Genomic DNA, 13386 nt, shown 5'->3' on the forward strand with positions numbered 1-13386 from the left:
CTTGGCTGCATCCATTTTAAATTCTTTGTCATACTGTCTTTTCATCTTTTTTCACTCCGCTCAGTTGGATAAGTTTATTATAACTCTCCCTATTCGCTGAGTCCTAATTTTAGAGTAGCATCATCTCTTCATATTTCACTATATCTTTTAAAGGGATTCTCCAACCTTTGTCGAGTTTAAATGCATTCGGAAAAAAGTTTCTAGTAATCAAGGTTGTAATGTAGTTCGCCGATGTTACTTTGAGCCGCTCACATGCTTGCTTCACGTTTAATGATTCTAGTATTATTTCTTCGATATGTTTAATGTCATTTTCCGGTATCCACCACTGTGCATTCTGTTTAAATGCATTAGGTAGCTTGGATTTCTTTATTAATTCCAATACAGAAGCATTATTGCCAGCTTTGTAGCCAAGTCTTTCTATCGATTCTTTAACAGTTAAGCAGTTAGTGGTATCCTTCAAATTATTTTTGTAGTTATCATATTCATTTACAGGGATTCTCCATCTACCTTCTACCTTAACTGCATTCGGAAAATGTTTACCCCTAATCAAACCGTTAACGTCATTAAGTCCTATTCCTAGCATTTTAGAGACCTGATTTGTTGATAAATAGTCACCACTATTAGATCCACTTTCACGATTCCCCAAACTGTCACCCCCTTCTGTCTATTAATTTAGGAATGTATACTTCATGCATATTCGAAAACTTATCTTCAATTTTCTTATGAATCCTTTCAGTTGAAACCATATATGTTAAGGATGAATTGATATTAGAATCCCCACGAAGGTGAGCTATTTCATAAGGGTTTTCTGCATCTTCTGCAATCATGTTGGTAAATGTACCACGTCCAATATGCGTGGACCATTTCATATGTTTCAAATGCTTCGCTAAAAGCTTCTGTTCACTATCGCCACGATTTTCAAGTAAAGCAATAAAATGATCCTTCACCTTTTGAAAGTATTGTCTATAACTTCTTTGGGATAATGCTTTACCATCCCTATTAACAAATAATGCGTTACTTCCGTCGCTAGGCTTATAAAGGCTAATATGGTCTTTAAACAGACTATGACCCCAATCATTTATTTCTAATACCCGCTGTGTTCGCACCTTTTTTACCGAGGCATGTTCTTTTAAGTCTGTTCGGAAGTTTTGATTCTGGAGCTGCAAGATAAAGTCACCTTCTTGCAGCCTCCTGGCTACTTGTGTTCTCTTTAAATTCACTACCTCAGAAACCCTTAGGCCACCGAATAATTGAAAGTACAAGCCTAATGCGACCGGTTTCGCTACTGCTATAGCCACCTCCAGCAACAGTGGAATGTAATTAATCGGCAACGTATGTTCAATCTCTTTCATTAATTTTGACGGGTACAAAGGTTGAAATGGAGATTCAAAATACGTTCCTAAATGAGTTTCTTTTTTCTCCAAAACCCTTTCTGGTTCTAAAGGAATTATATTTATCTTCATTAGCCAAAAATAAAATGGCGTTAAGGTTCTTTCGGCATCTTTTACTGTTGATCTTTTAACTCCTTTTAACGCTAAATGATTTAGATACTCCGTTCCATGATTAATTGTCAAATCTGTCAAAGAGGAGATTTTTAATTGTCTCCTTCTATCAGCCAGGTAATTTAAAAACTGAACAACATTATTCGCATGCTTGCGCTGGGTGTTGTACTGTCTACTTTTCCAATTATCAATGATAAACTGACTAATTGGATGGATTACATGTACATCAAGCTCCATATCTTTCAACCCTATTACAGCAAAGTGTTTCTTCTCTATCTCCCCATTGCTGTGAAAGATATAATCAATCCAAACAGGAATCGTACTAAACTTTATGGATAGGTTGTTATCGAAATAAAGGATCTTTCTATCCATTAATAAGCCTCCTATCCTCTTATTTTTGTACAATATTTAACAATAAGAAATATAGTAGATATGAATTGATATTAGAGTAGCAAGAATATTCTTTATGTGCAACAATTAACTTGTCATTATACACGAAATCCCTTAACCTAATTAGGTTAACAAGCAATTCGGTGATACATATATGTACATTCATATTATGTGCAATGTTATGGAGATAAGTGGATCGCGAAGGATCAAATATCTTCTACAGCATTTATTACCAAACTGGCGCACGCAATCAGATGATCAAACGGCTATGGATCAACTCCTTGGAAGTGGATGAAGTACGGAAAGGTTTTGCGAATTTGCGGGACAATCGGAAGGACTTAATGCTGTATGAGGAAGCAAAAGCCCGTCAAATTAGTGATTGGCTCGTTGGGATGAATGGATCTCGGCTGTATACGCTGCTTTTAAAAGCAAAGGGCGTTGAAGAGGTATTTCCGATTGGACGCGTACAAACGCCTACTGTGTACTTGATTTACCAACGGCAACGGGAGATTGAGACGTTTGTATCGGAACCGTTTTTTGAAGTGGAAGCGACGTTTACCGCGGAGCAAGGGACGTATAAAGGGAAAGCAAAAGCGAAAGAGCCGAAACGGGAGATTATTCAAGAGTTACTAAGAAATCATGGCATTCGACCAGATTCACCCGGTGTCATTTCCTCTGTTACGCATACGGATAAACGGACGCCGCCACCTCAACTGCATGCATTATCCACTTTGCAGGCAACTGCGAACCGTCGATGGAAGACAAGTCCAGCGGATGTATTGAAAATCATGCAAGGGCTTTATGAGAAAAAGCTTGTTACGTATCCACGGACGGATGCGAGACATATTACGCCAAACGAATTTGCGTACTTGAAGGACCAGGTCGGCGATTACCAACAGCTCATTTGCCATTCATTCCCTGTTGCCTCTCTTGCACCGAAAAAGCGCTATGTTGACAGTTCAAAAGTTCAGGAGCACTATGCAATCATTCCGACGAAGAAGATTCCGACACAAGCGGTGCTGGGGCGCCTGTCTCCTCTTGAAAGGAACTTGTATGAAGAAGTCGTCCGGACGACGCTTGCGATGTTCCATTCCGATTATTTGTACACGGAAACGAAAGTAACGACGGATGTGAATGGACTAGCGTTTTTTACTACCGGAAAAACGGAACGTGATTTAGGGTGGAAAGCGTTATTCCAACGGTCAAAAGACGAAAAGGATGAACCCTCTTTACCGCCACTGCGCAATCAAGAATCGGTGCAGAGTGCGATCGACATTAAAGAAGGTAAGACGATGCCCCCGAAGCCTTATACAGAAGGGCAACTCATCGCGATGATGAAAACATGCGGGAAGCTTGTCGACGATAAAGACGAGACGGATATTTTGAAGGAAATTGAAGGATTGGGCACTGAAGCGACACGAAGTGGAATTATCGAGACGATCAAAAAGCATGGCTATATTACCGTAGCAAAAAACATCGTCTCCATTACCGCAAAAGGTCGTGTCCTTTGCCAAGCGATTGAAGGCAACTTGCTTGCGAGCCCATCGATGACTGCGAAATGGGAAGCGTACTTGCGAAAAATCGGTAATGGCGAAGGAACCGGACAACATTTTCTGGAAAACATCGAGAAGTTCCTTGTTAAGTTATTGGAAGAAGTACCACGGCAGTTGGAAGCAACGCCGATCGATGCATCACTTGTACCGCCACGGCAATCTAAATCACGCAGTTCCTACCAAGCAGCCCAAGTAGCCCCTTGCCCTCATTGTAAGACAGGGATGATTATTGCGCATAAATCCTTTTACGGATGCAGCAACTATAAAAACGGCTGTAAACAGACGTTTCCTGGCATATTTTTGAAAAAGAAACTGACGCCCGCCCAAGTGAAATTGCTCTGTACAAAAGGGAAAACGAATGTCATCAAAGGTTTCACTGCCAATAACGGCAACCAGTTCAGCGCAAGCCTTGAATTGGAGAACGGTAAATTGAACTTAGTATTTACGTAAGCCATCCCACGAAAAACCGACCTCTCCCTAGTGGAGAAGGTCGGTTTTTTGTCCATTTTGATGCCGGGCCTCGAAATTATTCAGAGTGTTCCTAATTGTGTTGGGGACAGGCACCGTTTTTTTAGTTCTTTTTAACTAAAAACGCGATGAGGATGAAGAGGGCGAAGCTGAGTAATAATACGCTTCCACCAACAATATAGAAGATTAGAGAAAAGGTTTCGTTGAGGCCGAATGGTTGCATGAATTGGAACCACATGCCTGCTGTTAAGCCGATGGATCCGATGATGGCAGTCCATCCATGAACGGCAACCAACTTCTTCGCACGTACTTGATAAAGCTTATAAAATACACCCCATGCAAAGACGGACAACCAACCGACGACGAGAATGTGTGCGTGTATTGGACGGAACGCATAAGATCCTGATCCCGCCATATGTGAACCTAAAAATGCGCCAATTAAACCAAAAACCGCTGAAATACGGATTAAACGTAAACTCCATTTTTCTTGCATTGCGTATTCCTCCTGTTTCATTCATGTCTTTCCTATAGAATACATTCCCAACATGAACGGAATATGAACAACACATTACAAGTTTGATAGCGTTACAATGAAAGTCGTTCCAACACCTTCTTCACTCTCAACTTTCACCGACCCTTTATGGAGCTGCACAACCTGATGGACGATGGACAACCCGAGACCGGTCCCTTCAATTTCCCGCGTCCTTGAATGGTCGACACGGTAAAAACGGTCAAAGAGCCGACTCAAATGTTCTTCTGCAATGCCCATTCCGGTATCACGTATACGCACTTCCACAGTATCCAACTTACTCGTAAGTCGAATATCAATCTCCCCATTGGACTGCGTATACTTTAACGCATTTGACAACAGATTCTCCCACACTTTTTCCAAAAATGAAGGGTCCCCTGTAAACTCTACTTCATCCAGTTCCATCGATAACGACAGCTGCTTTTCCTCTAGCAACCACCTAAACTTGCGGACAATCTCTTTTACCTGTTCATCCAGACGGAATGCTCTGCGTCTTAACGGAGATTCAAGTTGATCTAAAGAAGTCAATAACAATAGTTGTTTTGTCAATGAAGACAACCGCTCCGTCTCAGATTGAATGACTTTTGCATAACTGCTTCGCTTATCAGGTGAAAGTTCCTCATCCACAAGTAATTCTGCAAACCCTTTAATATTCAGTAGCGGTGTTTGAAAGTCGTGAGATACATCACTAATGAATTCCTTGCGCATCCGATCATTTTCACTCAACCGCTCCGTCATCCGTTGAAAACTTTGCGCTAGCTGCCCAATTTCATCTTGTCGATTAATATCAAGCGTCCCTGAAAATTGCTCCTCCCCAACCTTTTTCGCAGCGACCGTCAATTTTGTAATCGGCTCGATCAACTTTTTCGCGACAATTAACATCGACAACAAGCTGACAATCGCCATGACGATCACCATACCCCCTAACAAGTAATGCACTTCCGTAAACAATAGTTTAATATCCGGTCGCATGAAAAGAGCGTACGTCGTTCCTTCATATGTAAAAGGCACGCCAACCGTATTGGCGAGTTCATCTGAAAAGAAACCGGTCATGAATGTTTCTGTTTTCAAGTCACGCATACCGTGATACAGTTTGCCGTCCAGTACCTCTTGAATCGATTGCTTGTCCAAATTCTCAACTCGGAACGGAGCCCCAAACTTCATAACCTTACCCTGTTCATCGGCAACAAAGATTTTATATCCCGCATCCGCTTGTGTCTTAAAATAATTCCGAAGATCGCCGTGTTCATCCGATTCAATATATGATGCAATCGACAATGCGATGTTCATATTCTTCGTGTCATTCTGCCCTTTTAATTGCTGATGGTAATATGTATTCACGACAAGAAATGCGATAACTGCGCTCGCAATCATAATGCCTAGCGTGAACGTCAAAAACTTCCCATACAATGACCTCATGATGAAACCTCAAGCTTATAGCCGACGCCCCTCACCGTCGAAATCTTAATCGCTTCAGGAAGACCTTCCAGCTTATCCCTTAATCGTTTAATGTGTACATTCAACGTCTGTTCATCCCCCTCATAGTCAAACCCCCATACACGTTCAATGAGGAAATCTCTTTCAAACACATGATTCGGTTTGGAAGCGAGCACAGACAACAACTCAAATTCTTTTAATGGCAACAACAATACCTTTTTGCCAATTGACACTTCATAGCTTTGTCGATTAATTTTCAATGGACCAACTTGAATATGCACATCGACCGCTTTGTCATACCGACGTAAAATCGCATTGATTCGAAACAACAGTTCCTTCGGTTCGAACGGCTTTACAACATAATCATCCGAACCCGCCAAGAAGCCCCTTTCCTTATCCTCCAGCTCCCCTTTCGCCGTGAGCAATAAAACCGGGATATCCGCTTCGGCACGAAGTCTTTTCGTCAATTCATACCCATCCATCCCGGGCATCATCACATCCACGACAGCCAAATCCGGCAAATCTTCTTCCAACAGTTCAAGTGCCTTTACACCATTTGCTGCTTTCAGTACATCATATCCCGCTTGCGATAAGTGGATAGTCACCAGCTCCACGATATTCGGATCGTCATCCACAACAAGAATCCGCATCATTCATCTCCCCTTCCTACTTAACGACCTACGCCACTCCGAGTTCAACAGTCCCGAAAGCATTAAAATCACTGCGGTCAAATAAAACCACAACACAAGTAAAATAATGCCTGATAACTGTCCGTAAATTTTTGTATAATCGACATTTGCAACATAACTTCCAAAAACAAGAGAAAATAACTGCCAACCGAGCGCAGAAAAGACCGCACCAGGCACGACTTCCTTCACTTTCATTTTACCTGTCGGAACGACTTTGTAAAACAATAGGAAGAAGAGAAATAAAAACAGCGTACCTAATCCCCACTTCACATTCGGCCAAATATACAACCACCCTTGCCACTGCTCGACAGTATCATAATACGTCACAACTTCACGCAAAGCCCGCTCTATTAATGGTAAAAACAATGAAGATGACAACACTAGCATGAATAAAAACGTCACCCCTAAATCGCGAATCAACACTTTCCAAAACGGATACTTTCGAACATACCCATTGGCCAGATCAAGCGATCGCGCTAACGACTGCACCGCCACAGATGAAATCCAAAAAGCAATGGCAAGACTCGTATATAACACTTTTCCCTGCACTTTATAAATGATAGCCCGAACATTTTGCTCAATAATCGAATACGCTTCACTTGGCGCAAACGGTTTAATAAAAGCGAGAAACATCTCTTCATCCACCGGCAAATAGCTAACGAGGGAGAAAAGAAATATGAGAAAAGGAAACATGGATAGCAATAAGTAATACGCCGTCTGTGCCGCCTGGTCAAAAAACCGACCTTTGAAAAATCGCTTAATCACATTAACGAAAAGCACCTTTTCCCACCTCCTGTCATCAATATACCCTATTCTTGCCGTAGAAATAGAATGCCCCAAAAATTTTCGAAACCGTCCTGATTTTTCGAACGTCATACGTATGTTTTTAAGCAACCAATTTGTAAAGTTACTCCTTTCGCTAAGCTCAAGTTGTTTAGCAACACCACATGTTCCTTAGCCTTTTCATTGACACCAAGTTGTTTTACAACGTCAATAATCAAAAAAATCCCGCGCAAGTGCCCGCGCGAGATGCATGTAACCTTATTTTCCTCCTGCTTCAAGAAGCAGCTTCTCAATCTCCACAAATCCTTTTGCTTTCGCATGTTGCAACGGCGTCACACCATCCGAGTCAGGAATCGTAACGTCTGCCCCATGCTCAATGAGAATAGTGATAATTTCCTGTTGTTTTTCATTGCCATCATTCAAGATAACGGCTTCCATTAACGCTGTCCATCCTAAGTTGTTTACATGATTCACATCAACAGTCGTCTCCTCCAGCAACAACTTGACTGTCTCCACATGCCCACGCTCCGCCGCAGGAATCAATGCTGTCCCTCCATACCGATTTACAACCGTCGGATCTGCCTCTGCAGCAATCGTAAGCTTCAATATCTCCATATATCCTTCAGCGCCTGCATATAAAAACGGACTGTTTTTCATATCGTCCTGTAGATTCACATCCGCACCCGCATCAATCAGTGCCTTTGCCGCATCCACATTACGCGCATACGTTGCTATCATAAGAGCCGTCCGTCCCTTATCGTCTTGCGCATTCACATCGACACCTGTATCAACTAATTGCTTAACTGCCTGCAAATCACCCTGCTCTGCAGCGATAAATAATGAATTCATTTGCACATCCTCCTCTTTATTCACCTGTGTTTTTGAACAACCTTGTAACACACCTACAAATACGAGTACTGCTAGTAATAGTCTTCTCATCTACTACTTACCTCCTTCTGTCCATTCTAAATCATTACGAACTAGACGCAAAAAATTCAACTTTCTTCCTGCATTTTCTATTGACAAATTAATGAGAATGATTATCATTGATAAAGTAATTCATTTACTTTAGAAAGAAGGATCTCTATGAAAACAAAATCACTTATATCTGTATTGTTAGCTGGTGGTATGTTAATGGCTGGCTGTACAAATTCAGATACAAATACAACCGTCAAACAAGAAACTACTTCTATCGATTTGCAACAAGAATTAGATGCATATAAAGACTTCGCATTGGAACAGATGGATCAATTCGTCATCGAAACAGAGAAATTTGTAACGGCTGTGAAAAACGGCGAGGTGGAAAAAGCGAAATCGATTTATCCGTTAGCACGTATGTATTTTGAGCGATCTGAACCGATTGCTGAAAGCTTTGGCGACTTGGACCCACGGATTGATGCGCGCCTTGCAGACCTACAAGACGAAGGTAAAGGAGAAGAGGACTGGTCAGGTTACCATAAAATCGAATATGGCCTTTGGGTCGAAAACACAACTGCCGGTTACGAAGCCGTCGCAGACCAATTGTTAAAAGATGCTAAAGAACTGCGTGCTCGTGTAGAAACGGTTGAAGTGACACCGGACTTAATGATTACGGGATCCGTAGACCTGTTGAATGAAGTATCCACTTCAAAAATTACTGGAGAAGAGGAGATTTATTCTCATACAGATTTATATGATTTCAAAGCAAACATTGAAGGTGCAGAAAAGATCTTCACAATTCTTAAAGAAAAAATTGCCGCGAAAGATCCTGCACTTACAGAAGAATTAACCGATAAATTTGCTACAATTGATAACCTTCTTGCAGCCTATGAAGACGGCAACGGTAAGTTTGTGTCCTATGAAGACCTAACTGCTACAGACACGAAAGCATTATCAGAAGCCGTCAACCAGCTCGGTGAGCCATTAAGCCAAATGGGCATCATCATGGAGTGAATGAAATGACCGAAGAGAAAGAAGTAAAATTCTACGATAAGAAAATTTCTCGTCGCCAAATGCTTAAGTACACAGGTGCCGGTGCAGCAGGTGTAGCACTCGGTGCCTCTGGACTGGGCAGTCTCATGAGTGTGTTTGGAATGGCAATGCCTGATGATGATGAACGTGCAACTAACAAAATTAATTTTTATGGTGCCCATCAATCCGGTATCGCCACAGATGTTCCGACACATGTCTATTTCGCATCATTGAATGTCGTTGTAACATCACTAAAAGAGTTGCAAGACTTATTTAAAACTTGGACTCCACTAACGGTTCGCTTAATGAATGGCGAGCCTATTGGTGATTCTTCAACAAATGGATACGTCCCGGCAAAAGATACGGGTGAAGCCAAAGGACTCGATGCATCAAATTTAACCATTACATTCGGTGTGGGCCCTTCTTTGTTCGATAAACCCGGTTTAGGACTTGCACACAAGCGACCAAAAGAGTTAACGGACTTACCTCATTTTCCAAAAGATCAACTTGACCCAACCTATACAGGCGGAGATATTTGCATTCAAGCTTGTGCAGACGATCCGCAAGTCGCCTTTCATGCTGTACGGAATTTAATACGAGCCGCTTCCGGAAAAGTAACGATGAAGTGGTCACAAGCCGGATTTAACTCCTATCCTATGAAAAAGAGTAAAAAGCAAACGCCAAGAAATTTATTTGCTTTTAAAGATGGGACCGTCAATGTCAATACAAAGAGCAAGACGGATATGAACGAAGTCGTATGGGTTCAGCCTGGCGAAACAGCTTCTTGGATGACTGGCGGGACGTACTTAGTTGCACGCCGTATTCAAATGCATCTAGAAACGTGGGACCGTACCGCGCTAGGTGAACAAGAAGCAACATTCGGCAGACATCGCGATACCGGTGCACCAATCGGCCTTCATCAGGAAAACGATGACCTTGGACTTGAAAGAAAAGATGCATCCGGTCAACCTACCATACCTGCCGACTCACACGCTCGCCTAGCAAGAGAATCAGGTGAACGCATGTTACGTCGCTCATTCTCATACTCATCTGGCGTTATTGACGCTACAGGGACTTATGATGCGGGACTACTCTTTATATCTTTTCAAAAACACCCGAAGCAGTTCATTAAAATCCAGAACAGCTTTGGCCGTGTCGATAAATTGAACGAATACATTACACATCGAGGCAGCGCAATGTTCGCTTGCTTCCCTGGTATTCAAAAAGGGAGTTATATCGGTGAAGCACTTTTCAAATCATTGTAGACGTATTAGCCTACTAGCCCTATTATTTATTTTCATTGCAATGAAATCCGTTTTTGCGGCTGATTCGTACAGCGATCTATACATTGCAATCGGTGACGCGATCATGAATGCAAAACAAGGACAAGAAGTTGCTGTCGATGAAGCGATAGATGCGTTTCAAACCACTTGGTCCGAAATGAAACCAAGTAATCTTGAAGAAGCAAAACAAATCGATGAGCAGTTGAAAGTTGTAGTGAACGCTAATAATACAAAGCAACAACTCGAAGCACTTTCAGCCCTATCTAAATCTGTACACAACCTTGAAAAAGCAGAAAATCCCGTCGATGAACGTGCAGAACGTGATAAGTTTGCGAAGGCGATTCAACCTTCATTGGATGCATTAGGAGCTGCTATTGACAGCGGGGATCGGCAGAAGATTGAAGGTGCAAATAAGCAGTTCATCACATCTTGGACAAGAAATGAACGTCCTGTCCGTGAACAAGATCTTGCAGCATATGGCAACATCGAAACACAATCTGCATTCATTCGAATCGCTCTAGCTGCAGAAGAAATTGACAAGGGCGCCTTGAAAGAGCAATATGTAGCATTACAAACAGCTATCACAGATTTTAGCAATGGCAAGAAGTTGAAAAACGAAGAAGGGACATACTCCTTAGCCTCCCTCCTTGACCTACTAGATCAAAGCAAGCAACAAGTTGAGCAACAACAATACAATGAAGCTGCTAACACCCTAAAAGCATTCATTACAACGTGGCCAAATGTAGAAGGGGAAATTAGAACAAAGAATGCCTCTCTGTATCAACAAATTGAAAATGACTTACCGTTGTTAGTGAGTGATCTTACAAAAAAACAAGTAAATGAGAAAGCGATTATTGAGGAGCTTGACAATTTTCATCAGCAAATTGCTTTATTACAAGGGGATAATTCCTATAGTTTTTGGGATTCAGCCCTCATTCTATTACGTGAAGGCTTGGAAGCATTACTAATTGTCATTGGACTCGTCGCATTTGTAAAAAGAGCAGGCCAAGAACAAGCAAAAAAATGGATTTATCTCGGCGCACTTGCCGGCATCGCAATTAGTGCAATTGCTGCGCTAATCATGTCCACCGTCTTCCAATCGGTTACCATTGGAATTAGTCGCGAACGAATGGAAGGCTATATTGGTCTCCTCGCTGCCGCCCTGATGATAGGAGTAGGTATCTGGCTTCACAGTAAGGCTACAGTCCTTTCTTGGAATCAATACATTTCTAAACGCCTAAACAACGCGATCTCCAAACAAAGCATTTGGGCAATGGCGTTCATCAGCTTCTTATCTGTATTCCGAGAAGGCGCCGAAACAATCGTTTTCTATGCAGGAATCGCACCGAACATGTCTACAACCGAGTTTGCAGCTGGTATTGCACTTGCACTATCAATCTTACTACTAGCAGCAATCATCCTTCTTCGCATGACAGGGCGCATTCCAATTCATCGATTCTTTGCGGTCGCAACATTTTTCATCTATGTTCTAGCATTCAAGATCATAGGCGTCAGTATACATACGCTACAATTAACAAACGTACTCCCTACACACGTCGTGTCAGGATTGCCTATTGTGAATATCATCGGATTCAATCCTACAGTTGAAACAATCACTGCGCAATTAATCCTACTATTGCTAGTAACAGGGACGATTGTCTATAAGAGAAAACAAGAAAAACTAGTAACTGCTTGATGTTTGCCGCCCGTTCAAATGGGCGGTTTTTTTGTTGGTTGGGGACTTTGAATATGTTCCAACTACTGTTTAGCCCGGCTTAATAGCTTTTGCGGTTTGAGCTCGTTATGCTGTGTTTCTTTTGCTTTTGCCCCGTTTGAGGGTCATTATGCCGCGTTCCTTTTGCTTTTGCCCCGTTTGAGCACCGTTATGCCGCGTTTCTCTTGCTTTTGCCCCGTTTGAGCAAAGTATGCCGCGTTTCTTTTGCTTTTGCCCCGTTTGAGCAAAGTATGCCGCGTTCCAACGAATTTTGCGGTGTTTTATTCCATTCCTTTGATCTATCATTGCACCTGATAGCTTTTGACAATTTAAAGGAGTTATTGTGGAGATATAAACGACAAACTAGAAACCTATAGAGGAAGAACTATCAAAAGTCCTCTAAACACCTCTTACTTATATAGAAAGCCGCTTAAACTGCTCAAACGAGGCATATTTCGCCAAAATGCGGCATACTACCGACAAACGGCTCATAGATCCATCATTCGCGGCATAACCTTCCCAATCGCCGCATACTTGCCCGAAACGCCTCATAACCCTTATAGAAAGTATCCTCTAATTTAAGCATTAGACTAGTGGAGATATTAGGCAGTTGTCCTATTGCTGATCTCTTCCATTCCTTCAAATTAAATTTATTAACAACGTAGGTAGCTTCTTGATCTATTATTGCGACTGATAGCTTTTTACAATTTAAAGGAGTTATTGTGGAGATTTTAACCGCAGACTAGAAACCTATAGAGGAAGAACTATCAAAAGTCATCTAAACACCTCTTACTTATATAGAAAGCCGCATAAACTGCTCAAACGCGGCATACTTCCGACAAACGGCTCATAAATCCATCATTCGCGGCATAACCTTTCCAATCGGCGCATATTTACCCGAAACGCCTCATAACCTATTAAAGAAAGCAGCCTAATCTTCATGTTCAACCGCCGTTTTAAAAATCTCCTGAAAACACAAAAAAAACCACCCCCCACAGGGGATGGCCTTTGCCCGGCGACGTCCTACTCTCACAGGGGGAAGCCCCCTACTACCATCGGCGCTGAAGAGCTTAACTTCCGTGTTCGGT

General features: G+C 42.0%; 11 protein-coding genes and 1 rRNA gene. 4 read left to right on the top strand and 8 right to left on the bottom strand.

Features of this window, described 5'->3' with window-relative positions:
* Positions 1–109 precede the first annotated feature (109 nt).
* Positions 110–646, bottom strand: a complete 537-nt coding sequence (locus QT711_RS19340; RefSeq protein ID WP_317946886.1) for a helix-turn-helix domain-containing protein — start codon at positions 644–646, stop codon at positions 110–112.
* 4 nt (positions 647–650) lie between these two features.
* Positions 651–1874: a hypothetical protein gene (locus tag QT711_RS19345; RefSeq protein WP_317946887.1), complete on the bottom strand. Its 1224-nt coding sequence runs from the start codon at positions 1872–1874 to the stop codon at positions 651–653.
* Between the two features lie 209 nt (positions 1875–2083).
* Between QT711_RS19345 and QT711_RS19350 the strand changes: the two genes are divergently transcribed.
* Entirely contained in the window at positions 2084–3895 is a 1812-nt protein-coding gene (locus QT711_RS19350) for a type IA DNA topoisomerase (protein WP_317946888.1), read from the top strand.
* Between the two features lie 121 nt (positions 3896–4016).
* Here the strand turns inward: QT711_RS19350 and QT711_RS19355 are convergent, their stop codons facing one another.
* From QT711_RS19355 to QT711_RS19375, 5 genes are all read right to left on the bottom strand, one after another.
* Positions 4017–4406 carry a hypothetical protein gene (locus QT711_RS19355; RefSeq protein WP_317946889.1) on the bottom strand — a complete coding sequence of 130 codons (390 nt, stop codon included), beginning with the start codon at positions 4404–4406 and terminating at the stop codon, positions 4017–4019.
* A gap of 75 nt (positions 4407–4481) precedes the next feature.
* Entirely contained in the window at positions 4482–5861 is a 1380-nt protein-coding gene (locus QT711_RS19360; RefSeq protein ID WP_317946890.1) for a sensor histidine kinase, read from the bottom strand.
* The gene (locus QT711_RS19365; protein WP_317946891.1) at positions 5858–6529 is read right to left on the bottom strand and encodes a response regulator transcription factor; all 672 of its coding nucleotides are present in this window, start codon (positions 6527–6529) and stop codon (positions 5858–5860) included. The genes QT711_RS19360 and QT711_RS19365 overlap by 4 nt, the downstream gene beginning before the upstream one ends.
* A 3-nt stretch (positions 6530–6532) precedes the next feature.
* Positions 6533–7348: a YihY/virulence factor BrkB family protein gene (locus QT711_RS19370; protein WP_317946892.1), complete on the bottom strand. Its 816-nt coding sequence runs from the start codon at positions 7346–7348 to the stop codon at positions 6533–6535.
* 261 nt (positions 7349–7609) lie between these two features.
* Positions 7610–8290, bottom strand: a complete 681-nt coding sequence (locus QT711_RS19375; RefSeq protein ID WP_317946893.1) for an ankyrin repeat domain-containing protein — start codon at positions 8288–8290, stop codon at positions 7610–7612.
* A gap of 147 nt (positions 8291–8437) precedes the next feature.
* Between QT711_RS19375 and efeO the strand changes: the two genes are divergently transcribed.
* The 3 genes from efeO to QT711_RS19390 are packed head-to-tail and all read left to right on the top strand — an operon-like array spanning position 8438 to position 12280.
* Positions 8438–9283 carry an iron uptake system protein EfeO gene (gene efeO / locus QT711_RS19380; RefSeq protein ID WP_317946894.1) on the top strand — a complete coding sequence of 282 codons (846 nt, stop codon included), beginning with the start codon at positions 8438–8440 and terminating at the stop codon, positions 9281–9283.
* Between the two features lie 5 nt (positions 9284–9288).
* Positions 9289–10566: an iron uptake transporter deferrochelatase/peroxidase subunit gene (efeB, locus tag QT711_RS19385; protein ID WP_317946895.1), complete on the top strand. Its 1278-nt coding sequence runs from the start codon at positions 9289–9291 to the stop codon at positions 10564–10566.
* 40 nt (positions 10567–10606) lie between these two features.
* Positions 10607–12280 carry an FTR1 family iron permease gene (locus QT711_RS19390; RefSeq protein WP_317946896.1) on the top strand — a complete coding sequence of 558 codons (1674 nt, stop codon included), beginning with the start codon at positions 10607–10609 and terminating at the stop codon, positions 12278–12280.
* Positions 12281–13308: 1028 nt separating this feature from the next.
* Here the strand turns inward: QT711_RS19390 and rrf are convergent.
* A 5S ribosomal RNA gene (rrf, locus tag QT711_RS19655) occupies positions 13309–13386 on the bottom strand; the annotation flags it as partial.

Origin of the sequence: Sporosarcina saromensis (genome assembly GCF_033253735.1) — a bacterium.
Lineage (GTDB): Bacteria > Bacillota > Bacilli > Bacillales_A > Planococcaceae > Sporosarcina > Sporosarcina saromensis.

Coding starts and splice junctions, on each gene's coding strand:
- QT711_RS19345 (WP_317946887.1), bottom strand. CDS start 1,874: ATGGATAGAAAGATCCTTTATTTCGATAACAACCTATCCATAAAGTTT.
- QT711_RS19355 (WP_317946889.1), bottom strand. CDS start 4,406: ATGCAAGAAAAATGGAGTTTACGTTTAATCCGTATTTCAGCGGTTTTT.
- QT711_RS19360 (WP_317946890.1), bottom strand. CDS start 5,861: ATGAGGTCATTGTATGGGAAGTTTTTGACGTTCACGCTAGGCATTATG.
- QT711_RS19365 (WP_317946891.1), bottom strand. CDS start 6,529: ATGCGGATTCTTGTTGTGGATGACGATCCGAATATCGTGGAGCTGGTG.
- QT711_RS19375 (WP_317946893.1), bottom strand. CDS start 8,290: ATGAGAAGACTATTACTAGCAGTACTCGTATTTGTAGGTGTGTTACAA.
- efeO (WP_317946894.1), top strand. CDS start 8,438: ATGAAAACAAAATCACTTATATCTGTATTGTTAGCTGGTGGTATGTTA.
- efeB (WP_317946895.1), top strand. CDS start 9,289: ATGACCGAAGAGAAAGAAGTAAAATTCTACGATAAGAAAATTTCTCGT.
- QT711_RS19390 (WP_317946896.1), top strand. CDS start 10,607: ATGAAATCCGTTTTTGCGGCTGATTCGTACAGCGATCTATACATTGCA.